This window comes from Cellulomonas fimi (assembly GCF_028583725.1).
GTDB classification, from domain to species: domain Bacteria; phylum Actinomycetota; class Actinomycetes; order Actinomycetales; family Cellulomonadaceae; genus Cellulomonas; species Cellulomonas fimi_B.
This window is the reverse complement of the sequence record NZ_CP110680.1, coordinates 1,921,499-1,944,303: the sequence shown is the minus strand read 5'-3', so window position 1 is coordinate 1,944,303 and position 22,805 is coordinate 1,921,499. Positions and strand designations below refer to the sequence as shown.

The 22,805-nt window shown below is 73.0% G+C and carries 21 protein-coding genes; 8 read left to right on the top strand and 13 right to left on the bottom strand.

Going from position 1 to position 22,805, the window contains the following annotated elements; translation table 11 throughout:
• Positions 1 to 15 precede the first annotated feature (15 nt).
• A complete protein-coding gene (locus OOT42_RS08920; protein ID WP_273654512.1) occupies positions 16 to 1,323 on the bottom strand; it encodes an NYN domain-containing protein in 1,308 nt (435 codons plus the stop codon).
• Between the two features lie 110 nt (positions 1,324 to 1,433).
• On the opposite strand from OOT42_RS08920, the gene OOT42_RS08915 reads away from it, so the two are divergent.
• Positions 1,434 to 3,284 (top strand): DEDD exonuclease domain-containing protein, encoded by a 1,851-nt coding sequence (locus OOT42_RS08915; RefSeq protein WP_273654511.1) that lies wholly within the window; start codon positions 1,434 to 1,436, stop codon positions 3,282 to 3,284.
• Between the two features lie 8 nt (positions 3,285 to 3,292).
• Positions 3,293 to 3,574, top strand: coding sequence for an Lrp/AsnC family transcriptional regulator (locus OOT42_RS08910; RefSeq protein WP_273654510.1), 282 nt, complete (start codon positions 3,293 to 3,295; stop codon positions 3,572 to 3,574).
• Between the two features lie 24 nt (positions 3,575 to 3,598).
• On the opposite strand, the gene trpD is transcribed toward OOT42_RS08910, so the two are convergent.
• Positions 3,599 to 4,645 carry an anthranilate phosphoribosyltransferase gene (trpD, locus tag OOT42_RS08905; protein ID WP_273654509.1) on the bottom strand — a complete coding sequence of 349 codons (1,047 nt, stop codon included), beginning with the start codon at positions 4,643 to 4,645 and terminating at the stop codon, positions 3,599 to 3,601.
• The gene (locus OOT42_RS08900) at positions 4,642 to 5,076 is read right to left on the bottom strand and encodes a hypothetical protein (protein ID WP_273654508.1); all 435 of its coding nucleotides are present in this window, start codon (positions 5,074 to 5,076) and stop codon (positions 4,642 to 4,644) included. Before OOT42_RS08900 ends, trpD begins: the two co-directional genes overlap by 4 nt.
• 333 nt (positions 5,077 to 5,409) lie before the next feature.
• Between OOT42_RS08900 and OOT42_RS08895 the strand changes: the two genes are divergently transcribed.
• The 5 genes from OOT42_RS08895 (at position 5,410) to OOT42_RS08875 (ending at position 10,420) form a co-directional block, all read left to right on the top strand.
• Positions 5,410 to 6,036 carry a cytochrome c oxidase subunit 3 gene (locus OOT42_RS08895; protein WP_273654808.1) on the top strand — a complete coding sequence of 209 codons (627 nt, stop codon included), beginning with the start codon at positions 5,410 to 5,412 and terminating at the stop codon, positions 6,034 to 6,036.
• A 63-nt stretch (positions 6,037 to 6,099) separates the two neighbouring features.
• Positions 6,100 to 6,885: a c-type cytochrome gene (locus OOT42_RS08890; protein WP_273654507.1), complete on the top strand. Its 786-nt coding sequence runs from the start codon at positions 6,100 to 6,102 to the stop codon at positions 6,883 to 6,885.
• Entirely contained in the window at positions 6,882 to 7,904 is a 1,023-nt protein-coding gene (locus tag OOT42_RS08885; RefSeq protein WP_273654506.1) for a ubiquinol-cytochrome c reductase iron-sulfur subunit, read from the top strand. The genes OOT42_RS08890 and OOT42_RS08885 overlap by 4 nt, the downstream gene beginning before the upstream one ends.
• Positions 7,901 to 9,670 (top strand): cytochrome b, encoded by a 1,770-nt coding sequence (locus tag OOT42_RS08880; protein WP_273654505.1) that lies wholly within the window; start codon positions 7,901 to 7,903, stop codon positions 9,668 to 9,670. Before OOT42_RS08885 ends, OOT42_RS08880 begins: the two co-directional genes overlap by 4 nt.
• 123 nt (positions 9,671 to 9,793) lie before the next feature.
• Complete coding sequence (locus tag OOT42_RS08875; RefSeq protein ID WP_273654504.1) at positions 9,794 to 10,420, top strand: superoxide dismutase; 627 nt, start codon at positions 9,794 to 9,796, stop codon at positions 10,418 to 10,420.
• A gap of 138 nt (positions 10,421 to 10,558) precedes the next feature.
• Here the strand turns inward: OOT42_RS08875 and OOT42_RS08870 are convergent, their stop codons facing one another.
• The 6 genes from OOT42_RS08870 to OOT42_RS08845 all read right to left on the bottom strand — a co-directional run bounded on the left by OOT42_RS08870 (position 10,559) and on the right by OOT42_RS08845 (position 16,192).
• Positions 10,559 to 11,149: a maleylpyruvate isomerase N-terminal domain-containing protein gene (locus OOT42_RS08870; RefSeq protein WP_273654503.1), complete on the bottom strand. Its 591-nt coding sequence runs from the start codon at positions 11,147 to 11,149 to the stop codon at positions 10,559 to 10,561.
• Between the two features lie 76 nt (positions 11,150 to 11,225).
• On the bottom strand, positions 11,226 to 12,362 hold the full coding sequence (locus OOT42_RS08865; protein ID WP_273654502.1) for a Gfo/Idh/MocA family protein: 1,137 nt from the start codon (positions 12,360 to 12,362) through the stop codon (positions 11,226 to 11,228).
• Positions 12,359 to 13,369, bottom strand: a complete 1,011-nt coding sequence (locus OOT42_RS08860; protein WP_273654501.1) for a transketolase family protein — start codon at positions 13,367 to 13,369, stop codon at positions 12,359 to 12,361. Before OOT42_RS08860 ends, OOT42_RS08865 begins: the two co-directional genes overlap by 4 nt.
• The gene (locus OOT42_RS08855; RefSeq protein WP_273654500.1) at positions 13,366 to 14,265 is read right to left on the bottom strand and encodes a transketolase; all 900 of its coding nucleotides are present in this window, start codon (positions 14,263 to 14,265) and stop codon (positions 13,366 to 13,368) included. Before OOT42_RS08855 ends, OOT42_RS08860 begins: the two co-directional genes overlap by 4 nt.
• A complete protein-coding gene (locus tag OOT42_RS08850) occupies positions 14,262 to 15,047 on the bottom strand; it encodes an SDR family NAD(P)-dependent oxidoreductase (RefSeq protein WP_273654499.1) in 786 nt (261 codons plus the stop codon). The genes OOT42_RS08855 and OOT42_RS08850 overlap by 4 nt, the downstream gene beginning before the upstream one ends.
• Before the next feature lie 116 nt (positions 15,048 to 15,163).
• Positions 15,164 to 16,192, bottom strand: a complete 1,029-nt coding sequence (locus OOT42_RS08845) for a nucleoside-diphosphate kinase (RefSeq protein WP_273654498.1) — start codon at positions 16,190 to 16,192, stop codon at positions 15,164 to 15,166.
• Positions 16,193 to 16,902: 710 nt separating this feature from the next.
• On the opposite strand from OOT42_RS08845, the gene OOT42_RS08840 reads away from it, so the two are divergent.
• A complete protein-coding gene (locus OOT42_RS08840; RefSeq protein WP_273654497.1) occupies positions 16,903 to 18,036 on the top strand; it encodes a hypothetical protein in 1,134 nt (377 codons plus the stop codon).
• A 155-nt stretch (positions 18,037 to 18,191) separates the two neighbouring features.
• Here OOT42_RS08840 and OOT42_RS08835 read toward each other — a convergent pair whose 3' ends face one another.
• From OOT42_RS08835 to hisG, 4 genes are read right to left on the bottom strand one after another with little or no spacing between them, the layout of a single operon-like run.
• The gene (locus OOT42_RS08835) at positions 18,192 to 19,400 is read right to left on the bottom strand and encodes a hypothetical protein (RefSeq protein ID WP_273654496.1); all 1,209 of its coding nucleotides are present in this window, start codon (positions 19,398 to 19,400) and stop codon (positions 18,192 to 18,194) included.
• The gene (gene purM, locus OOT42_RS08830; RefSeq protein ID WP_273654495.1) at positions 19,393 to 20,382 is read right to left on the bottom strand and encodes a phosphoribosylformylglycinamidine cyclo-ligase; all 990 of its coding nucleotides are present in this window, start codon (positions 20,380 to 20,382) and stop codon (positions 19,393 to 19,395) included. Before purM ends, OOT42_RS08835 begins: the two co-directional genes overlap by 8 nt.
• Positions 20,379 to 21,326 carry an aldo/keto reductase gene (locus tag OOT42_RS08825; protein ID WP_273654494.1) on the bottom strand — a complete coding sequence of 316 codons (948 nt, stop codon included), beginning with the start codon at positions 21,324 to 21,326 and terminating at the stop codon, positions 20,379 to 20,381. The genes purM and OOT42_RS08825 overlap by 4 nt, the downstream gene beginning before the upstream one ends.
• A 14-nt stretch (positions 21,327 to 21,340) precedes the next feature.
• Positions 21,341 to 22,729: an ATP phosphoribosyltransferase gene (gene hisG, locus OOT42_RS08820; protein ID WP_273654493.1), complete on the bottom strand. Its 1,389-nt coding sequence runs from the start codon at positions 22,727 to 22,729 to the stop codon at positions 21,341 to 21,343.
• Between the last annotated feature and the right edge of the window lie 76 nt (positions 22,730 to 22,805).

The window sequence follows — 22,805 nt, the reverse complement described above, 5'->3', positions numbered from 1 at the left end:
CCTCCCGGCGAGGGCTCAGAGGTGCTGCAGGCGCGCCAGCAGGGTCGCCGACGGGACGACCCACGCCCCCCGGGCCTCCACGTCACGGGCGACCGCCTGGTCGCTCGTGACGACGACGAGCACGCGCCCGGGCGGCTCGGCGGCGACGAGCCGCCGGATGAGGTCGTCGGCGATCTCCCCCACCGAGAACAGCACGCGCACGCCGCGCGCGGGCACCGCGGGCGGCGCCTGGCCGGGCTGACCGTCGAAGCAGCACGTCACCTCCGCCCCCGTGCCGGCCGCGACGCGCGCGAGACCGTCCACGAGCCGGCGACGCTGCTCGACGAGCGTGAGCTCGCCGAACCCCGCCTTGGTGACGTTGTAGCCGTCGACCAGCAGGTGCGCCCAAGGCTGCCGCAGGAGCTCGTCGAGCAGCGCCGGGTCGTCGGTGGACCGGCCGCGCGAGCCGGACCGCGACGCAGGGCGCGTCTGGTCGGGCGCGACGAGGTCCGCAGGCAGGTCGGTCGCGGGCGGCAGCGCGAGCTCGTGCCGCAGACCGCTCGCGCTGTCCACGATCGTGTCCAGCAGCAGCCGCACGCGCGCGTCGGCGAGCTTGCGGGCCGACCGCAGCTCGGCACGCGCGGCGGTGCGCTCGGCCTGCGCCGCGCGCAGGTCGTCGGCCGCGGCCCGTGCGTCCTCGGCGGCCGCCCGCCGCGCCTCCTCGGCCTGCGCGAGCGCGGCCGCCGCCTGCTCCGCCTGGCGTCGCCCCTCGCTGCGCGCCCGGTCCGCGTCCGAGCGCAGCCGGCGCAGCTCGCGCTGCAGGGACGCCAAGGCGTCCCGGGCGTCGGCGGCCTCGGAGCGTGCGGCCGACAGGTCGTCGCGCAGGCGCTCGACGTCGGCCTCGCTGCGCGCGAGGCGCTCCGCGAGCCGGGCCGCCTCCCGCGACGGGCGCGGCTCCGCGGGCGGGACCAGCGCGGCCCAGTCGTGGCCGAGCAGCCACGCGCCCACGGCCGACGACGTGCCCGCCTCGGGCGTCGTGCCCGCGTCCCCGCCGAGCGCACGTGCGAGGTCGGGGTGGTCCGTGGCCCACGCCCGCGCCACGCGCGCCCGGAAGCCGTCGTCCTGCAGCGCGGCCCACACGGGACCCGCCCCCGCGGACGCCCGGCGCCGCGGCGCGAACTGCCGGACAGCGCGCAGGCTCGCGGGCACCTCCGGCGGGTCGAGCGTGCCCAGCACGCCGGCCGCGACGTGGACGATCGCCGCCCGTAGGTCCGGCGGCACCTCCGCCGTGCCGCCGTCGGCTGCGGGGGTCGCCGGCTCCTCGGGTGCCCCGGCGTCGCTCATGGCAGCACCCTAGGTCCCGGCCGGCGCCGCCTCGACCGCCCGACGTCCGACGCGCCGCACCCACCACGGGGTGCGTCCTGGTGTCGGAGGGGCTGGGTACGGTCCGTCGCATGTCGCCCGACCGCCGTCTGCGCCCCGTCTGGGCGGACGCGTCCCCGGCGCCCGGCGCCGCGCCGGTCCAGCTCACGCTCGACGACGTCGGGACGCCGCTGTCCGACGTGACGTTCGTCGTCGTCGATCTCGAGACGACCGGCGGCACGCCCGCGGACTGCGAGATCACCGAGATCGGCGCGGTCAAGGTCCGCGGCGGCGAGGTGATCGGCGAGTTCCAGACGCTCGTCGACCCCGGCGGTCCCGTGCCGCCGTACATCCAGGTGCTCACCGGGATCACGACCGCGATGCTCGTGGGTGCACCGCGGATCGAGACCGTGCTGCCGAGCTTCCTCGAGTTCGCGCGGGACAGCGTGCTCGTCGCGCACAACGCTCCGTTCGACGTCGGCTTCCTCAAGGCGGCGGCCGCACGCACGGGCCACCCCTGGCCCGGGAACACGGTCGTCGACACCGTGCGCCTCGCGCGACGCGCCGTCACGCGCGACGAGGTGCCCAACCACAAGCTGTCGTCGCTCGCCGCGCTCTTCGGCGCGAGCGTGACGCCCAACCACCGCGCGCTGTCCGACGCGCGCGCGACGGTCGACGTCCTGCACGCGCTGCTCGGCCGCCTGGGTCCGCTCGGCGTCACGCACCTGGAGGACCTCGCGACCGCGACGGACCCCGTCCCGGCCGACGTGCGACGCAAGCGCACCCTCGCGGACGGCCTGCCCGACGCGCCCGGTGTCTACCTGTTCCGCGGCCCTAACGACGAGGTGCTGTACGTCGGCACGTCGACCACGTCGCTGCGCACGCGCGTCCGCAGCTACTTCACGTCCGCCGAGAAGCGCCGGCGCATCACCGAGATGGTCCGGATCGCGCACCGCGTCGACCCCGTCGTGTGCGCGACCCCGCTCGAGGCCCGGGTCCGCGAGCTCCGGCTCATCGCCGAGCACTCACCGCGCTACAACCGCCGCTCGCGGTTCCCCGAGCGCATGCCGTGGGTGCGCCTCACGAGCGAGCCGTACCCGCGGCTGTCGGTCGTGCGGGACGTCCGCGACGAGGAGGGGGCGGCCTACCTCGGACCGTTCTCGTCGACCGCGTCCGCACAGCTCGCCCTCGACGCGCTGCACGAGTCGTTCCCCGTCCGCCAGTGCACCCGCCGGCTCCCCCTCGTGGCACCCGCGGGCGCGACGGCGTGCGTGCTGGCCGAGCTCGGCCGGTGCGGCGCCCCCTGCCTCGGGCACCAGACGGTCGACGAGTACGCCGCCGTCGTGGACCGCGTCCGGACCGCGATGTCCTCGGATCCCGCCGACGTGGTCGCCGCCCACGCCGAACGGATCGGCTGGCTCGTCCGGCAGGAGCGGTTCGAGGAGGCCGCGACCGTGCGCGACCGCCTCGCCGCCTACCTGCGAGGTGCCGCGCGCACGCAGCGGATCGCGCCGCTGTCCCGCTGTCCCGAGCTCGTCGCCGCCCGACGCACGGACGACGGCGGCTGGGAGCTCGTGCTCGTCCGGCACGGGCGCCTCGCGGGCACGGCACGCGTCGACCGCCGCACCGACCCCCGCCCCGTCGTGACCGCGCTCCAGGCCAGTGGTGAGCACGTCGCCGCCCCGCCCGCGCCGGCCCCGGCCGCCCACCCCGAGGAGACCGACCTGCTGCTGACGTGGCTCGAGAAGCCCGGCGTGCGGCTGGTCGAGGTGGCCGGCGGCTGGTCGATGCCGACGCGGAGCGCCGTCGCGGTCGTCGACCCCGCCGCCGCAGTGGCCGACGCCGCCCGACGCGCCCACCCCGACCTGGCCGGTGACCAGCAGGGTGGCACGGCGCACCGCCCCCACCTGGCGCTCGTCGTGCCCGCGCCCAGCACGGCATGATGGGCGACATGTTGACCGCCATCGTCCTCATCGACACCGACGCCGCGAAGGTCCCCGAGGTCGCGGCGGCCATCGCCGACCTGCGCGGCGTCAGCGAGGTCTACTCCGTCACCGGCGACGTGGACCTCATCGCGGTCGTGCGCGTCCGGGAGCACGAGGCGCTCGCCGACGTCATCGCGGACAAGGTGGGCAAGGTCGACGGCGTCGTCCGCACGCAGACCTACATCGCCTTCCGCACGTACTCGCAGCACGACCTCGAGACCGCGTTCGCCCTCGGTCTCGAGGACTGACCGCCGGGGCGGCCGCACGCCGCGTCAGGCGCTCGCCGCGCGCCACCGCTCGAGCGCCGCGGCCGCCGCGCCGCTGTCGATGGACTCGCGCGCGATCGCCGTGGCGCGGTCCAGCCGCTCGAGCAGCGTGCCGTCGCCGATGCCGGGCAGGGTGCCGTCGGCGACCAGCGCGGCGGCGCTGTTGAGCACGACGGTGTCGCGCACCGCGCCGGTCTCGCCGGCGAGGAGCCGGCGGGCCACGTCGGCGTTGTGGGCGGCGTCGGCACCGCGCAGGTCCTCGAGGTCGACGTGCACCTGGCCGAGGTCCCGGGCCCAGTCGACGACGTGCTCGTCGATGCGCCCGCCGCGGACCTCCCAGACGCGCGTCGTGCCGGTGGCGGCGATCTCGTCGAGGCCGTCCTCGCCGCGGAACACCACGGCGTCCTTCCCACGGTCGGCGAAGACGCCCGCGATCAGCGGCGCCATGCGCTCGTCGGCGACGCCGATCGCCGACGCCGCGGGCTGCGCGGGGTTCGACAGCGGGCCGAGGAAGTTGAAGACGGTGCCGATGCCGAGCGCGCTGCGGGCGACGGCGGCGTGCCGCATCGCGGGGTGGAAGCGGCCCGCGAAGCAGAACGTGATGCCGGCCTCGGAGGCGATCGCGGCGACGCGCTCGGGCTCGTGGTCGAGACGGATACCGAGCGCCTCGAGGACGTCGGCGGAGCCCGACGACGACGACGCGGCCCGGTTGCCGTGCTTGACGACGCGGAGCCCCGTGCCGGCGACGACGAGGGCCGACATGGTGGAGATGTTGACCGTGTGCGCGCGGTCGCCTCCCGTGCCGACGATGTCGACCGTGCGTCCGGGGACCTCGATCCGGATCGCGTGCTGCAGCATCTGGTCGGCGAGCCCGCGCAGCTCGTCGACCGTCTCACCCTTCGCGCGCAACGCGACCAGGAAGCCGGCGACCCGCGCCGGCTCCGCCTCGCCGCTCATGATCTGGTCCATCGCCCACGACGCCTGCTCGAGGGTCAGGTCGTCGCGACGCACGAGCGTCGTCAGCAGGTCGGACCAGGTGCGCGCGGCGGTCATCCGGCGAGCGTCCGGCCGCCGACGAGCGCCGCGACGGCGTCGTGCAGCTGCTCGGGGTCGAGCGGGCGGCTGACGACCGCGTCCGCGTGCGACCACGAGGCGAGCCACGCGTCCTGCGGGCGGCCGGTGAGGAGCAGGACCGGGGGGCACCGGTAGATCTCGTCCTTGAGCTGGCGTCCGAGGCCCATGCCGCCGACCTTGTCGGCCTCGCCGTCGAGCACGAGCAGGTCGACCCCGCCGGCCTCGGTGGTGGAGATGACGGCGTCGGCCGTCGCGACCTCGACCCAGTCGATGTCCGGCTCGCCGCGACCGAGCCGACGACCGACCGCGAGCCGCACGTCGGCGCGCGTGTCGACGTCGTCGCTGTAGAGGAGGATCCGCGGGCCCGTCTCGGCAGCGGGCTGTGCGTGGTCGGGCTGGGCCGTGCTCATGGTCGTCCCTCACTCGTCGTCGACGTGCGTCCGAGGGGAATCTTGGCACGACCAGGGCTGCCGCCGGGCCACCGCGCGACTCGTGCCGGGACGCGGCAATAGCATGAGCCGAGGCCCGCGCGGCGCGGCGCGACACCCCGCGAGCGGCGCGCACGCCGTCCCGGCGGGGCCCGCGCCGCGACGAGTTCCGCATGTTGACGCGCGAACCACCGTCTCCTGACCACCTGTGACGCCCGCGGGATCGTGACGGTGTGACATATACCGCGCGCCACAGGTAGGCCCAATGACCCATGCGCAGCGCCGATCAGCCATAATGACGACGTGTCGACCGCCATGGCTGCCCCTCGCACCGCCCCTCACGTGAGCGTCAACCGACCCAACCCGGTGTCGGTGGGGACGATCGTGTGGCTGGCCAGCGAGCTCATGTTCTTCGCCGGCCTCTTCGCGATGTACTTCACCCTCCGGGCAGCGGTGCCCGAGGAGTGGGCGACGCAGACCGAGAAGCTGAACCTGACCTTCGCGTTCATCAACACGTCGGTCCTGGTGCTCTCGTCCGTGACGTGCCAGATGGGCGTGTGGGCCGCCGAGCGGTTCCAGCCGGTGCGCACGGGCTCGCTGCTCCAGGTGAACCGCTGGGGCATGAACGAGTGGATGGTGCTCACGTACCTCATGGGCGCCTTCTTCATCGGCGGCCAGGTCTACGAGTACGCCGAGCTCGTCCACGAGGGCCTCACCATCTCGTCGAGCCCCTACGGCTCCGTCTTCTACCTGACGACCGGCTTCCACGGCCTGCACGTCGTGGGCGGCCTCATCGCCTTCCTCTTCCTGCTGGGCCGGTCGTTCTCCGCGAAGCGCTTCGGTCACCACGAGGCGACGACCGCGATCGTGACGTCGTACTACTGGCACTTCGTCGACGTCGTGTGGATCGCTCTGTTCGCGGTCATCTACCTGATCCGCTGACGACCGGCGGCTCGCCCCGCCACCCAGTCCCCCATCCCCCACGTGCGAGACGAGGATCGATCCGTGAAGGCACTCGCAGCCCGCAGGCACGACCGGCGCGCGCCGGTCGTGCTGCTCCTGCTGGCGCTGCTGCTCACCGGCGGGCTGTACGCCGTCCTGGCACCGACGTCCGCGGACGCCGCGCCCAAGACGGCCACGACCGACGACATCGCGACCGGTGAGAAGCTGTTCCAGGCCAACTGCGCCACGTGCCACGGTCCCTCGGCGGGCGGCACCGAGGACGCGCCCTCGCTCATCGGCGTGGGCGCCGCGGCGGTCGACTTCCAGGTCGGCACGGGCCGGATGCCCATGCAGATGAACGGCCCGCAGGCGCAGGCCAAGCCGGTGCAGTTCGACGACGAGCAGATCGCGCAGCTCGCGGCGTACGTCGCGTCGCTGGGCGCCGGACCCGCGATCCCCACGGACGACATGGTCGACCCGGCGAAGGGCGACGTCGCGAACGGCATGGCCCTGTTCCGCACGAACTGCGCCATGTGCCACAACGCGGTCGGCGCGGGCGGTGCGCTCTCGCAGGGCAAGTTCGCCCCGAACCTCTGGGAGACCTCGCCGCGTCACCTCTACGAGGCCATGCAGACGGGTCCGCAGTCGATGCCCGTCTTCAACGACGCCACCATCACGCCCGAGGAGAAGCGCGACATCATCGCCTTCATCGACGAGCAGGGCGACGTGTCCCCCGGTGGGCTCGACCTCGGCTCGCTCGGCCCCGTCAGCGAGGGTCTGTGGGCCTGGGTGGTCGGTCTCGGCCTCCTCATCGGTATCTCGGTCTGGATCGGAGCCAAGTCCTCGTGAGCACGCACGACCCGCACAGCGAGCTGGCCCTGCACGACGACGGGGGCACGCCGGAGAGGTTCGCGGACCCCGGCGTCCACGAGCACGCGCACCGGCAGGCCGACATCGACCCGAAGGTCGCCAAGCGCGTCGAGCGTCAGGTCCTCCTGCTCTTCACGCTGTCGATCCTCGGCACCATCGGCTTCATCTGGGCGTACTTCGCGCTGCCCCCGGGCGAGACCCCGGAGTCCATGCGGACGTCCAACATCGCGCTCGGCCTCGGCCTGGCGGTCTGCCTCCTCGGCATCGGCATCGGTGGGAACCACTACATCAAGGTGCTGATGAGCAACAAGGAGCACGTCGAGGAGCGCCACCCGCAGCGTTCCGACGACGCGACGCGCGAGATCGCGGTCGAGATGCTCAAGGAGGGCGCGGAGGACGCGGGCGTCACGCGCCGTGGCGCCATCGTCGGCGCCGGCCTCACCGCGCTGGCCCTCTTCCCGCTCGCCCTGGTCGTGCCGATCATCGGCAACGTCGGCGAGGACTGGAACGTCAAGAAGTTCAAGCACACGATGTGGCGCAAGGGCACGCGGCTCGCGTACGACCCGACCGGTCGCCCCATCAAGGCCTCGGACCTCACCATCGGCTCGGTCGCGCACGTCCAGCCGGCCGACCTCCACGAGGCCGAGCACCCGCTCGACGAGAAGGCGAAGGCCGTCGTCCTCGCGATCCGGCTCGACCCGCGGGACATCGTGTCCGAGCAGGGCGAGGGCTGGTCGTACGACGGCATCGTCGCCTACTCGAAGATCTGCACCCACGTGGGCTGCCCCGTCGCTCTCTACGAGCAGCAGACCCACCACCTGCTGTGCCCGTGCCACCAGTCGACGTTCGACGTCGCTGACAGCGCGAAGGTCGTCTTCGGTCCCGCGAAGCGACCCCTGCCGCAGCTGCCGATCACCGTGGACGACGAGGGCTACCTGATCGCTCAGAGCGACTTCCACGAGCCCGTCGGTCCGAGCTTCTGGGAGCGCCTGACGTGACGACCACGACCCCCTCCAAGGCCACCACCCGTCCGTCGGCCGGTGTCCGCGCCGCCGGCGCGACCGCCGACTACCTGGACCAGCGGACCGGCGTCGGCCACGCGGTGAAGTTCTTCGCCCGCAAGGTCTTCCCCGACCACTGGTCGTTCTTCCTCGGCGAGATCGCGCTCTACAGCTTCGTGACGCTGCTGATCTCGGGCGTCTTCCTCACGCTGTTCTTCGTCCCGAGCATGGGCGAGACGCACTACGAGGGTCCGTGGGCGTCGATGAACGGCGTGGAGATGTCCGAGGCGTTCGCCTCGACGCTGCGCCTGTCGTTCGAGGTGCGCGGCGGTCTGCTCATGCGGCAGATCCACCACTGGGCGGCGCTGATCTTCATGGCCGCGATCGTCACCCACATGATGCGCGTGTTCTTCACGGGCGCGTTCCGCAAGCCGCGCGAGATCAACTGGGTCGTCGGGTTCGTCCTGCTGATCCTCGGCCTCGCGGCCGGCTTCTCGGGCTACTCGCTCCCCGACGACGTCCTGTCGGGCAACGGCCTGCGCATCACGGACGGCGTCATCAAGGCGATCCCGATCATCGGCAGCTACATGTCGTACTTCGTGTTCGGCGGCGAGTTCCCGGGGACCGACCTGATCCCGCGCCTGTTCACCGTGCACGTGCTGCTGGTGCCCGCGCTGATCCTCGCGCTCATCGGCCTGCACCTCGTGCTGATGGTCATGCACAAGCACACGCAGTACCCGGGGTCGGGCCGCACGAACAACAACGTCGTCGGCTACCCGGCGCTCCCGGTGTACGCCGGCAAGCTGCTCTTCAACCTGTTCGTCGTGTTCGGCGTCATCGCCCTCATGGGCGCGACGATGTCGATCAACCCCGTCTGGAACTACGGCCCCTACGACCCGTCACCGGTGTCCGCGGGAGCCCAGCCCGACTGGTACATGCTGTTCCTCGAAGGGTCGCTCCGACTCATGCCGGGGCAGACGGAGTTCGTGATCGGGCAGTACACGGTCAGCCTCAACGTGATCATCCCGGCGATGATCGTGCCGGGGATCCTGTTCACGCTGCTGGCGCTGTACCCCTTCGCCGAGGCGTTCGCGACCGGCGACAAGCGCGAGCACCACGTGCTCGACCGCCCGCGCAACCGCCCGTTCCGCACCGCGTTCGGCGTGTCGCTCCTCGTGGCGTTCTTCATCCTGGTGCTCGCCGGCTCGAACGACCTCATCGCGACGCACTTCCACCTGTCGATCAACGACATCACGTGGACGTTCCGCGTGCTGCTGTTCGTCGGCCCGTGGTTCGCGTTCTGGATCACCAAGCGCATCTGCCTCGGCCTGCAGCGCAAGGACCGCGAGCTGGTGCTGCACGGCCACGAGACGGGTCGCATCGTGCGGTTCGCGAGCGGCGAGTACATCGAGGTGCACAAGCCCCTCGACGCGCACGAGCGCTGGCTCCGCGTGCAGCACGAGGCGATCCGGCCGCTCGAGATCGAGCCCGCCGAGGACTCGCGCGGTGTGCGTCGCAAGGGCTACCGCCTCGACACGATGCGCCAGCGGCTCTCGCAGGTCTTCTACGAGGACCGCGTCGAGCCCGTGACCCCCGCCGAGCTCGAGGCCGCGCACGCGGCTCACGGGCACCACGGCGAGGTCGAGGCGGCACCGGAGGCGCACGGCACGCCCGAGCTCGCCGGGGCGTCCGGCCGGACCGGCGGCGGGCAGCACCTCGTCGATCCGCAGGACGAGACGTCTCCCGAGACGCGGAATCGCTGATCCAGCGCCAGAGTTGACCGTGGAGTCGGGCGGCTCGCCGTAGCGGCGGGCCGCCCGTTCCGTTCGTACCCCGCCCGGCCGTACCAGAACGGCCGTGCACCGACGCAGGAGAGGTACTCACGCATGGCTGACTACTCGCTTCCGGACCTGCCGTACGACTACGCGGCCCTCGAGCCGCACATCTCCGGCCGGATCATGGAGCTGCACCACGACAAGCACCACGCGGCCTACGTGACCGGCGCCAACACGGCCCTCGAGAAGCTCGCCGCTGCCCGGGAGGCGGACGACCTCGCCGCGGTGAACCTGCACGAGAAGAACCTCGCGTTCAACCTCGGCGGTCACGTCAACCACTCCGTCTTCTGGCAGAACCTCTCCCCCGAGGGCGGCGACAAGCCGACCGGTGAGCTGGCCGCCGCGATCGACGAGTTCTTCGGCTCGTTCGAGGCGTTCCAGAAGCACTTCGCCGCGAACGCGATCGGCATCCAGGGATCCGGCTGGTCGATCCTCGCGTGGGACTCGATCGGCGAGAAGCTCGTGATCGTCCAGCTCTACGACCAGCAGAGCAACATCGCCCTCGGCCTGGTCCCGGTGGTCGTGCTCGACATGTGGGAGCACGCGTTCTACCTCGACTACGTCAACGTCAAGGCCGACTACGTCAAGGCGTGGTGGAACATCGTCAGCTGGGCCGACGCGGCCGCGCGCTTCGAGCGCGCCCGCACCCAGACGGCCGGGCTGATCGTCCCCGTCTGACGGCTGCACTCACGTCCGTCGCAGGGCCGCCCGCTCCCGTTCCGGGGAGCGAGCGGCCCTCGTCGTACGGCGAGCCGGCGTCGTGCTGGCCGCGATCGCTCGCCCCGCACCGGACGGGTCCGCGCCTGGACCGTGCACTCACCAGGGGCCGACCAGCTCGGGTGCGGGCCCTCGGCCGATGAGCCACGCGAGCAGCGCCGCGTGCGGGGCTCGGTCGGGCAGCGCCTGGAGGCGTTTGGGCAGCTCGTTCTCGACGAGGATCGCGGGCCAGTCGGACGGGTGGTGGCCGATGTCCAGGTCCACGTGGTGGACCTCGACGTTGCGCAGGTGGTGACCGATGATCTCCACCATCGTCCGTGGTCCGGCGACCATGATCCCCTGCCGGTCCCAGTGCGCGTCGTCCAGAGCGGCCCACGCGGCCTCCAGGCGCAGGAGGGAGTCGGCCAGGTCGGCGCGGAGGACGCCGGCGGGGCGACCCGCGCCCGCGTCCGCCGCCTCGTCGGGGTCGTACCCGTCGGGATGGACCCGGCGGACCTCGCCGAGCGCGGCGCCCTCGAGGATCAGCACGTGCGCGCGGGCCTTGTTCGCGACGTGCGTGACCACGTGGCCCCGTGTGAACCGCGGGAGCAGGCTGGGCGCACGGAACTCGTCGTCGGTGAGCGGCGCGAGAGCGTCGAGCAGGAGCCGATGGCTCGCACGGCACGCCTCGATGGTCGCGGTCGGCCTCATCGGGCGACCGCCGCGACGCCCGCAGCGCGACCGCTCGAAGACGCGACCGCCACACGGGCGGCGCCCCGTGCGGCGGTCATGCCAACGGCCAGTCGCGCCCGGCCGCCACACCGATCCCGTCGGTGAAGAAGCGCGGGTTCGGGACGGAGGTCCACGTCCCCTGCGCGCGGGCGGTCTCCGAGACGACACCGGGCAGCATCATGTCCAGGCCGCGGTACACGTCGAAGGAGGGCGTGGTCCCCCGGGTGATCGCGTCGACGAAGTCGAGCAGCGGTCCGTAGGGCGACTTCCACAGCTTGGCCTCCTCGAACAACGCGGCGTAGCGCCGCGGACGGAACTCGTCCACGTACTGGTCGAGCGGCTCCCACACCCGGCCGGGGGTGCGGCCGTGGAGGTACACGCGGGGTGCGTCCGAGGGACCCCGTCCGGAGTCGTAGGCACCGGCACTGCCCTGGAACGCCACGAACGCCGTCTCCGCGGGACGGTACGACAGGAGGTCCAGGCGCATGGTGACGACGGCGTCCTTCACCGTCTTCCCGACCAGGAGGAGCGTGTCGTCCATCTCGTGCGACGTGGAGTGCCCGGCACCCACGGTCATCACCGAGTCGAGCCGGGTGTCGAGCCACTGGAGGAGCGGCCCCAGGGAGTGCGTCGGATAGGTGATGCCGTTCTTGCCGACGTGCCAGAACGATCGCCAGTTCGGTCGGCCGTGCCCGTCGAGCTGCATGTCGCGCACCTCGTACAGATACTCCCCCTCGGCGAAGTGGATGTCCCCGAACAGTCCCGCGCGCACCATCTCGGTGACGACGAGGTTGGAGGGGATGTAGCAGTGGTTCTCCGCGACCATGAACGTCGCCGAGCTCCCGCGGACCGCACCGACCAGCTCTCGCGCCTGCTCCACGCTGACGACCGGGGGGATCTCGCTGAGCACGTGCACGCCGGCGCCGAGCGCGGCGACCGCCTGCGGACCGTGGTACTGCTGCGGCGAGGCCAGGAAGACCGCGTCGACGCTCCCGTCCAGCAGGTCCTCGAAGTGCTCGACCGTGCGCGTGTCGGGGAACTCCTCGAGGAAGATCGCGCGGCTCTCCGGGTCCGGATCGAGGACGGACACGAGCTCGACCCCCGGCACTCGGCCGACGATGCGCGCGAACTTGGTGCCCCGACCGGTGCCGACGAGACCGAAGCGCACCTTCCCGTGATCGACGGCTGTCATGACGTCCTCTCCGGTGCGGTGCCCCCGCCGAGAGCGGAGAGCTCGAGCTCGTGGTGTGCGGGGGCCGCCGGCGCGCCGGACGCGCGCGCGAGGAGCGACCTCGCGGCGTCCACGACGTCGTCGACGGTCAGCCCGGTCGACCTCAGGAGGTCACCCGCGGGTGCGGATCCGGCGTAGCCCGGCACGGCCACCCAGTCGGCGGGCACGGGTGCCCGTCGGGCCAGCGCGGCGGTGACGGCACCGACGAGCCCGCCCGCGCCCAGGTGCTCGGTGACCACCAGGACGCAGCCGGTGCGACGGGCCGAGGCGGCGAGCGCCGCCTCGTCGAACGGTGACACCCACGGCGCGTTGACGACCTCGACGGAGACACTGTCGGCCTCGAGCCGCTCGGCGGCCTCCAGGACGACCGGGACCATGACGCCGTGGCTCACGATCGTGACGTCCGACCCCGGGCGCAGCACCCGCAGCGAACCGGGGGCCGCGCAGGGCCGCTCGCTGACGGCGACCGGGGTCTTGTGCTTGCTGACCCTCAGGTAGGACGGACCGTCGCCGGTGACCATCGTGCGGAGCATCGACGCCGTCTCGGCGCCGTCCACGGGCACACCGACCGAGAACCCGGGCAGTGCGCTGACCAGGGCGAGGTCCTCGATGGCGTGCGCCGAGATCCCGTCGGGCCCGGCCGTGATGCCCGCGTGCGAGCCGACGAGAGTCACGCGCAGCCCCGGCTGCGCCACCTGCAGCCGGATCTGGTCGAAGGCCCGGTTGATGAGGAAGGCGGCGAAGGAGGCGGCGACCACCGGCACACCGGACCACGCGAGCCCTGCCGCGACGCTCACCATGTTCTGCTCCGAGATGCCGCAGTTCAGGAACCTGTCGGGGTACGCGGCCTCGAAGGGAGCCGTCCGGGCGGCTCCGGAGACGCCACCGTCCACAACGACGAAGTCCAGACCGTCGTCGGCGAGGGCCACGAGCGCCTCGCCGAACGCGTCCCGCGTCGACCTCGTCACGGCACGTCCAGATAGCTCGAGCCGGTGGGGCTCAGCGTCGCGATCGCCTGCCGGAGCGCCTCGTCGGGCAGGGGGTCGGCGTGATATGTCGGGCTCTGCTCGATGATGGACAACCCGTGTCCCTTCCTCGTGGTCGCGATGATGGCGGTCGGCTTCCCGTCGCGTCTGGTGCCCGCCGACCTCAGGGCCTCCTGGACCTCGGGCATGCGGTGGCCGTCGATCTGCTCCACGGCCCAGCCGAACGACCGCCACTTCGCGGCCAGGTCACCGAGCGGGGAGATGGGGCCTCGCGGCCCCTCGACCGCTGCGTCGTTCCTGTCGACGACGACCGTGAGCCTGTCGAGACCCCAGTGCGGGGCGAGGAGCGCCGCTTCCCAGACCTGCCCCTCGTTGCACTCCCCGTCGCCGACGAGCACGAACGTGCGATGGTCGAGCCCCCGGATGCGGGCGGCCTGCGCGACGCCGATCCCGAACGACACCCCCTGCCCCAGGGATCCCGACGACATCTCGATGCCGGGAGTGCGCCGGGAGACGTCCGGGTGTCCGGGGAGCCGGCTGCCCGGACGCCTCAGCGTGCGGAGCTCGTCGAGCGGGAAGTAGCCCGACGCCGCCAGCGCGGCGTAGACGACGGGAACGGCGTGGCCCTTGCTCAGCAGGAACCGGTCGCGGCCCGCCCACCGAGGATCGTCCGGCCGGTGCCGGAGCACGTCGAAGTACAGGGCGGCGACGATGTCGGCGGCCGAGAACGACGCTCCCGGGTGTCCGCTCCCTGCGCACCACACCATCTCGAGGACGAGCGTGCGGAGCTGGGCGGCGCGAGCCTCCAGGTCGTCGACCGGGGTCCACGTCGCGCGGTCGTCCACGCCTGCCTCGACGGCCGAGGTCCGGCCGGTCATGCGGCCGCTCCCCCGTCGATCACGAGCGTCTGGCCGGTGACGTAGCGCGCGCTCGGCGATCCCAGGAAGTACGCGGCCTCGGCGATGTCGTCCGGGGTCCCGAACGAGCCCATGGGGATCCGCGCGAGCATCTCGGCCCGGATGGTCGGGTCACGGAAGGCCTTGCCGGGCGCCTCCGTCTCGATGAAGCCGGGCACGATCACGTTCACACGGACGCCCAGCGGCGCCCACTCGACCGCCAGGCACCGGGCCATCGAGACGAGCGCCCCCTTGGCGGCGCTGTACATCGCCGTGCCCGCCATCCCCCGCATGCCGTTGAGCGAGCCGATGGTCACGATGCTCCCGCCGCCCGTGTCGACCATGCGGCGAGCGGCGGCCTGCGCGGTGAGGAAGGCGGCGGTCGCGTTGACGTGCAGGCCGTCGACGAAGTCCGAGGGGGGCACCGTGAGGCTCGGCTTGCGTCGCGTCGTCGCCGCGGCGTAGACGACGTTGTCGAGGCGGCCATGGGTGTCGACCACGGCGTCGACGACCTGCTCGGGCGCCCCGTCCTCGCTGATGTCGGCGGCGAGGGTGCCCATGGTCAGCCCTGCGGCCGCGGCGTCCTCCGCCAGCGACGCGAGGACCGAGGCCGTGCGGGCGACCGCGACCACACGGGCCCCACGCCGGGCGTAGGCCAGGCCGATGCTTCGACCGATCCCTTGGCTCCCGCCGACGACGAGGACGACCGGCTCGCTCTCGTCACTCGTCCTCGACGTGCGGAGCTGCTCTGACGTTGACTGCATGATCCTCCGTCTGCTGTGCGGAAGCCGGCACCCGGCTGTCGGACCCACCCGCGGCAGCTCGGCAGACCTGTCCGCCGGACTGCCGCGGGAGACGAGCGCCAGGGCGCTCGGTGAACTCATGCACGAGCCGGACTGGGAGTCAGCGACTCCGATCCCAGCACCACGCGTTCCCACGTGGTGAGAGGAATCCCCGTCCGGTCGAGGCACGCGGTGAGCAGGGGGAGGTCGAACGGCTCGCCCTCCTCCATCGCCTCGAGCTCGGCGTACGCGCGGCTCAGGAGTCGGCACTGCTCGTCGACGGCGCTCGCCGGACCCTCGGGTCCCAGGGCGTGCTCCAGCCGGTGCCGCTGTGGGGAGAGCGTCTCCCGATGGCGAGCCAAGGCGGCCAGCGGGGCGAACGGGTCCGACCGCTCGGCCGCCTCGCGTTCACGGTCGACCTCACGGGCCATGTCCTCGACCAGGCCGCCGAGGGCTGGGAGCGCTCCCTGCGCCGAGCGGTCGAGCAGCCGGTCGAGCAGCCGCGCACGGAGACGGACGCCGACGACGAACGCCGCGACCGGTGGAGGCGGGACCTCACCCGGGACGACGGGCCGCATCGAGCGGCCGCCGGACGCGCCGTCACCCAGGGCCCGCCAGACCTCCTCGCGCTCGTCGACGCCGGGGACGAGCACCTCCAGCTCACGGACCAGGTCCTCGGGCGTGTCGGGCGTGTGCACGAGGCTCGTCAGCAGGTTCGGTGCGCCGAGGTGCGTCCGCAGGCTGTGCTCCGGACGCGCCGCGGGGTCGGCCGACCCCTTGAGCGCGCGGAGGCGGGCGGTGGCGGCCGTCGCCGCGCCCGGGTGACGGAACGCCACGAGGAGCGACGGCCCCGCCATCATGGCATCGGCGACGACCTGCACGCGCCTCGGGGCGACGGTCGGGATGAGGCGTTCCCAGAGACCGTCGACGTGCGCACGACCGAGCTGCAGCGTCTGCGTGCACGCCACCTCGAAGCCGCGCTCCTCGAGCCAGGCGAGGGCACGCGGCACCCGGCCGCTCGCGACGCACAGAGGCGAGAACAGCGCGAACGCGGAGCGCGAGAGGAGGCCGGTCGCGGCAGGCGCCGCACCGCGCTCCACGGTGGCGCGGCTCGTGGCCGCCGTCACCCGAGCCCCGGTTCGGTCGGCCTGCCCCCGTCGCGATGGCGCACAGTCGTCTCCCGTTCAGCGAAGGCGACAGTCGGGCTCCGTCGGTCGACCGTGGCCTGCGGATGCTGGTGATCGGACAGCCGCCCCCGGCGACCGCGCTCGATGATGCCGCCTCCGGAAGGTGCGGTCAATGGACGGTTCGGGAGAGTAAACACCGTTCGTCACTGGAAGCCGCGACCGTCTTGCGCGGGTATGTCGCCTGCTGGCAGGCTGCAAGGCTCGTGTCGGGATCGCTCCCACCGGGTCGCCTGACGCTCCGTGCACCGAACGAGCCGCGAGGCGGGCGCTGACGCCCCCCGCGCTGATCGACGGGAGGTCCGACTGTGAGGCACGAGCGCCGAGCCGACCGGGACGCTGCTCACCGTCGTGCTGCTGGTCGCCCGTCGCTCGCCCGCATCGTCGACGGGCGTGCGCCGACGCCGCCGACTGCGCAGCCGCCTGCCACCGCCCCGTCGTGCCCGCCGGCCTTCCCCGCGCCGCCGAGGAGCTGACGCGACCCGTGACTTCCCCCGGCCGATCCGCACACGTGGGCCTGCCTGCGTCGCAGGTCGCCGGCGGGAACGGGGTGGTTGCCCGCCCCGGACCGGGCCGTCCCTCGGTGCCGCGGACCGCGCCACCGACCCACCTCGTCCCGTCCGAGCCGCTCGCCGCCCGACAGGAAGGCCGTCATGTCACCGAACTCCACGCTCCCGAGCCTCGAGCCGACCGCCCCGCCGGACGTCGGCCTGGGTGCGGAACACCTGGACGCGGCGCGTGCGGTGCTCGACTCCGTCTTCGGCGAGCGCTGGCCACGTCTGGTCTTCGTCAGCGGCTCGCTCGCCGCAGGGCTGGGCCACGCGTGGTCGGACGTCGACGTGTACGTCGTCGACGACGCCGGAGACATCGAGAGCCGCGCGTACCGTCGAGGTCCGCACACGGTCCAGATCAACCTGATGACGCCCGCCGCGGCCGCGGCCGCGGTGAGCACCTGCACCGGGTTCGTCGCGCGGTCCGACGACCGCACGCAGCTCGAGCAGACCGAGGACGCCGTGCGTGTCGCGGTGCGCCTCGCGATCGCCGAGATCCTCCACGACGCCGACGGCGTGGTGCCTCCCGTCCAGGAGCGCCGGACCGCGGTCCGCCGGCTCCTGCTGGGCCGGCACGCCCTGATGGTCGGCTCGTACGCCGAGGACGTCCTCGGTGCGCTCACCTCCCGGGACCCGTGGACGGCGCTGCGCTCCTCGGAGCTCGCGCTGGAGCACGGCATCGAGGCGTACCTGACGGCGCACGACGACCTCTACGTCGGACCGAAGTTCCTCTACCGTCGCCTGGCACGCACACCCGGGGTCGGCACGGGCGTGGCAGCGATGTGGGACCTCCTCGCGCGCGGCGACCTGCCCACCTCGCCCGAGGACGTCACGCGCCTAGTGGTCACGCGACTGCGGGCCGCGACGCTCCTCATGGCGGACGGGATCCTCAGCGGGTTCGACGAGCCGTCGTCGTCGACGCTCGGCGGCACGACGACCGACGGGGAGCCCGAGCCGGGGACGCTCGTCACCAGCCCCTGGTTCTGTCCCATCCGCTTCTCCAACGGGTGGGGTCTGGCGGGACCCGATCGCGGCTTCCGTGTCTCCGGCCCCGTCGTCCGCATCTGGTCAGCCTTCGACGGATCGCCCGCGGACGCCGTCCTCGCCCGCCTCGGCGCCGAGGACGAGGCGTTCGCGTCCATGCCGCAGGCCGACTTCCACGCTGCGGTGGAGCACCTGCGTTCCATCCAGGCGCTCACCGTGGACCCCTGCTCGCTGCTCGAGGAGAGGAGGTGATGGGGATGGACCTCGAGATCCAGGTCGACGACGAGATGGCGATGGAGAAGTGCTGACCTGAGCCCGCGGCGTGCCCGGGCGGAGCCGACGCTCCCCCGGGCACGCTCGCGGCGACGTCGCGCCCCCGGCAGCGACCATGCCCCGACGTCACGCCGTCAGGCGCCGTGCGTCACCTCTCGGCCGGACTCCGCTGTGCGCAGGACGTCGGGCAGGCGCGCCCCCAGCGAGCGGGCGTCGGCGAACTCCACCTCGACACGCGGGACGTCCCCGGCGAGACGCGCGAGCGTCGTCGCCGCACCTCGCGCGAGGTCGGTGACGGACCGGGTCCGCAGCCCGAGCCAGTCCGGGTACGCGTCGTCGTCCGGGGTGAAGGCCTGCTCGAGCAGGAGGTCGACGGTCCGGCCCAGGTCCGCTCGCCGCGCCGACACGCCGGTCGCCCGACCGTCACGCCTCGGCATCAGGATCCCGGCGACGGGCCCCCCCGCGGCGGCCCCGCAGCCCATCGTGGCGACGAGCTCCGCGGTGGTGAGCTCGACCTTGGGGCCGTCGCGCGCCGGGATCATCGCGGCGAGGTCCGCGTCGGTGAGGCCGGTCACGGGGTCCCACCCGGTCTGCGGGTACACCGGCTGCGTCGTGGGGCGCAGCCACGGCCTGAGCCGCGCGGAGTCGTGGCAGGTCCCGAGCCCGATCCGTGTCGTCATGGGCCACGCCGTGACCACGTACCCGCCGTCCCGCGCCGAGACGTGGACCCGGTCGTTCGCGACGAAGTCCGCCCCGGCGTGCTCGAGCATCGCGCACACGGTCGTGGTCTTGCCGGCGCCCTTCGCGCCCGGGATGACCCAGACCCGCCCGTCGAGGCGCACCGCTCCGGCGTGGATGGTCACCTCGCCGCGGTGCTCACCCTGGCGGCGCAGCACCTCACGGACGAGGCGCGCGGCCTCGAACCTCGCGTCGGAGACGTCCGGCGTCACGTAGCGCACGCGTCGGCGGGCGAGGTCGACGGCACAGACGCCCGGGCCGTCGACATAGGCGAGCGCGACGTGCGCCGGGCCGAGATCCGTGCGCCACACGCGACGACCCTCGTAGGTCGAGGCGGTCGTCCCCGGGAGTCCGGCCAGGACGCTGCGGAGCCGCCCGTGCAGGTCGTGGTCCACGACGCAGACGACGCCTGTCGCCGCCCGGCTCACGCCCTCCTCGAACGTGCACGCGGGAGCCAGGTACGACACCGGCCAGTCGACGACGCGGTCGTCGTTGCTCGACAGGCCGACCGTCAGCTCGCCACGACGTGCCGTGAGCTCGCGCCGAGCCACGTCGTCCGCCTGGCGGAGCAGGCCGAGGGTCGGCGGCACCACGGTCTCACGCATAGACGACCCGCCCCGACGCCTCCACGGGCGTCACCTCTCCGATGCGCCACGCCGCCAGACCGTGGCCGTGGAGCGCCCGGACGACCCCCTCCACGTCGGAGGACCTCACGACGACGACGTAGCCGATGCCCATGTTGACGCTCCGGCGCAGCTCCGGAAGGGCACAGCCGAGGTGCTGCAGGCGCGACACCCAGTCGGGTACGGGCCATCCTGCGGTGTCGATCCGGACACCGAGGTGCGCGGGCAAGCCGCGCACGACGTTCTCGGTGAGGCCGCCGTCACAGATGTTGGCCAGGGCCCCGACCACGCCCTCCTCGCACAGGTCGGCGACGGCCGTGCTGTAGATCGTCGTGGGCGCCAGGAAGTCGTCCGGCACGACGGCGCCGGCTCGCGCGTGCGCGTGCCTGATGAGCGAGAAGCCGCTCGCGTGCGGTCCCGCCGAGCCGATGCCGACGAGGACGTCCCCCGGCAGGCACCGGTGCCCCGTGACGAGCCGGTCGCGCGTCGTGATCCCGAACGCGAACCCGGCGAGGTCGATCTCCGAGGGCGACTGGATCCCGGGGTGCTCCGCGGTCTCTCCTCCGAGGAGGATGCAGCGCGCGTCGAGGCACGCCGTGACCATGCCCTCCAGCAGGTCCTGGGCCCACTCGAGCCCGAGCGCCCCGCACGACAGGTAGTCGAGGAAGGCCAGGGGCCGCGCACCCAGGGCGGCGACGTCGTTGACGTTGTTCGCGACGAGGTCGCGGCCCAGGTCGCGCATGCGGCCCCGCATGAGGCTGCGTTTGGTGCCGACCCCGTCGGTCGTGGCCACGATCACGCGGTCCCCGATGCTCACGGCGGCCGCGAAGGGCGGCGCGTCGACCACACGGTGCTCGGTGTCGGTCGAGGCCAGCAGGGGCATGACCCGGGAGAGCAGCTCGTCCGCACGTGACCGGCTGACGCCGGCTCCCTCGAGCGTGAGCGCGGCGGTGTCGGGCGTCATCGCGCGACCACGCTCCCCTGCTCGAGCGCCACCAGCTGCTCGGGCGTCAGCGTCACGGACCCCGCGGAGACGTTCTCGAGGATGTGCGCGGGATTGCGCGAGCCGGCGATGACACCCGTCACCCCGGGCTGGGCGAGCAGCCAGGCCAGGCTCGCCTGCGCGGCCGTCAGCCCGAGCTCGGCCGCTCCGGCCTCGACCCGGGACACGGCGAGGCCGACCTCGGCGGTGACGTCGTCGGCGAAGAACCGGTGGAAGTTCTCCTCCACGAAGAAGTCGTCCATGCCGTATCCCCCGGAGCGCCAGTCCGTGTACCCCCCGTCGCGGTGGCCCCCGAGGAGCCCGTACGCCAGCGGTCCGTAGCAGATCACGCCCGTGCCCAGCTCCGCGCACCGCGGGAGCGCCCAGTCGAGCTCCGAGCGGTGCAGCAGCGAACCCTGGATCTGGAGCGAGTCGACGTGCCCGATCCGTGCGCAGGCGTCGAGGTCCTCACGGGTGACGTTCGACAGGCCGACCCACCGGGCGAGCCCACGGTCGACGAGGCCGAGCATGGCCGTCCACGTCTCCTCGATGGGCACCTCGTGGTCGCGCCAGTGGACCTGGTAGAGGTCGAGGACGTCGCGTCCCAGCCGGCGCAGGCTCCCCTCGGCGGCACGCACCACCTCGGCTGCCCGGACGCCGGTGCCGTCCGGCTGCGGACCGACCTTCGTGAAGACGCGCACGTCCGGGTACGGCGCGACGGCGCGACCGACGATCTCCTCCGACCGGCCCTGGGCGTACACCTCCGCCGTGTCGATCCAGTCGGCGCCTGCGTCGAAGCCGGTCCGCAGCGCCGAGACCACCTCGCGGTCGCTCGAGTTCGGCCCCCACGTGCGACCGCCTCCGGCCTGCCAGCCGCCGAGCCCGACCGGCGAGATCGTCGGCCCGTGCGCTCCGAGTGTTCTCACGATGTACCTCCTGGCTAGAGAAGCAGCGGGACCGGGAGCGCACCCGAACGCTCCCACGAGTCGACGGGCGCGAACGCGAGTCCCTGGGAGCCGACGTAGTCGATGTGCGACTGGTACACGTCCCGATGGTCGTCGAGGTGGGTCCGCAGGGCGCGTGACCACTCCGCAGCGGTGGCCGCGCTGACCGGGTCCACCAGCGCGCGCTGCACGAGCCGGCGACCCCATCCGTTGAGGCGGCACTGGTGCTCGCCTCCGTAGGTACCGCGGAACTTGAACGCGACGGGGAACCGGTAGATGAGCTCGAGCGACTGCGCCTCCAGGAGCAGCCGGTCCAGGTGCTCCGCCGACGGCTCGTCGAGCCCGGCGTGCACGTGCAGGCGCGCGACGGCCGTCTCGGACGCGAAGTACACGCGTCCGGTCATCAGCCCTGTCTCGCGGACGAGGTCGTCCCACACGCTCATCAGGCACAGGAGCGCGAAGAGGTCGGGGGCCTGGGTGCGCAGGTGGCCGGCCTGCAGCCACGCCTCGAACGCCGTCGTCACACCACCGACGCCCACGCCCTGCGGGACGCGCAGACGGGTCGTGCGGTCCCACATCACGAGGTAGGGAGGGACGGCCACGCGGGGCTCGACCGGCGCGACGACGCCCAGCCCCTCGAACTCGGTCGGCGTGCCGTCCCGCAGGAGCGGGAGGCACGCGGCGCGCAGGTACGGAGGTTGGCTGTGCAGGCCGATCGTCGCCGACGGCGCAGAGCCGTGCTCCTGCTCGGAGCAGCGATCGTCCGGGGACGGCGCCGCCTCGTCGGACATCGCGGCGCACGCACGCAGCAACGCGGACAGGTCAGCCGTGCCCTCCGACCAGCGGGCGCCGACGATCACCTCCAGCGAGCAGTCGTGCAGGACCCGGACCTCGTCGAGCTGATGGGCCTGCGCCGTGCTCCCCGTCTCGACGCAGTCCACGACGGCGTCGGCGAGGCTGGGCGCGAACGCCTCGGCCGAGCCGTAGACGTGCAGGATCGTGAGGTCGTCGACCAGGGGCCGCAGGTACTCCTCGGCGATCCGGGGGAACTCCGTGGCGACGCACAACCGGTCGACGGTCCCACCGGCCAGGTCCAGCCCGGCACCGGCGGGCACGAGGAGGCTCACGCGCGCCGAGTAGCCGGAGACCGTCGCCACCGCGCGGCAACCTGCCCCCGTCTCCCGGGTCAGCTCCGACGGTGCGACTCCTGCCGTGAGTCGTCCCGACGCCACCAGCGGGGGGATGTCGCGCGCCTTGAGCAGCAGGACGTCGCACCCGGCTGCCCGGAACCGCAGCGGCGAGGAGTCGTCGCCGCTGACGCCGAGGTTCGCCATGAGACGTCGGCTGAGGGCCTCGAAGCGCCCCTTCGGCAGACCGATCCTCATCGTCGTGACCCATCTTCTCGAAGTAGCAGGTCCAGGCGTCGTCCAGGTCGACGTGCCCCGGGCCCGAGCGACGTCC